Here is a 530-nt window from a genome sequence, read left to right on the forward strand (position 1 = left end):
TTAAAAAAAATCTTCTATGGCATAGATCTTTGCACTGGAGTTTTTGACACTCATTTTTCCTTTCATTATGAAATAGAACAAAACATTGAAGAAAACAAAGAATTTCTTTTAAGAAGACTTTTATCTTATATTATTTTAGACGAAAAAAGAAACGCAACTGCCTTAGAGGATATAAAGGAAGAAAAATATATTATAGATGATTATACATTTTATTTTAAAGAATTAAAATCTTTAGAACTTAAAAAATGCACCATATATCAACTTCCTTGTAATCATCCCTTATTTAAAGAAATCAGAAATAAAGAAAAGCAGATCAATGCCTTTAGGAAAGATGAACACAGTCCTATTCATGCTTATAATGAAGTTTTACAAATTTTAGAAGATTATGCTAATGGACTTTATAATGTTAAATATGAAGAAGGAAAATATATAGAAGATAAAAATAAGGCTAGAAGATTATTAGAAAAGCTTAATATCATAGGACAAAACAATCTTAAAGCTATGTATATAGGGATAAATGGAAATAAAGA

General features: G+C 25.1%; 1 pseudogene. It reads left to right on the forward strand.

Going from position 1 to position 530, the window contains the following annotated elements:
- Nucleotides 1–530: pseudogene (locus tag CQA75_RS08970) on the forward strand (hypothetical protein); the annotation flags it as partial.

Origin of the sequence: Campylobacter taeniopygiae, assembly GCF_005406225.1 — a bacterium.
In the GTDB taxonomy this organism is placed as follows: domain Bacteria; phylum Campylobacterota; class Campylobacteria; order Campylobacterales; family Campylobacteraceae; genus Campylobacter_D; species Campylobacter_D taeniopygiae.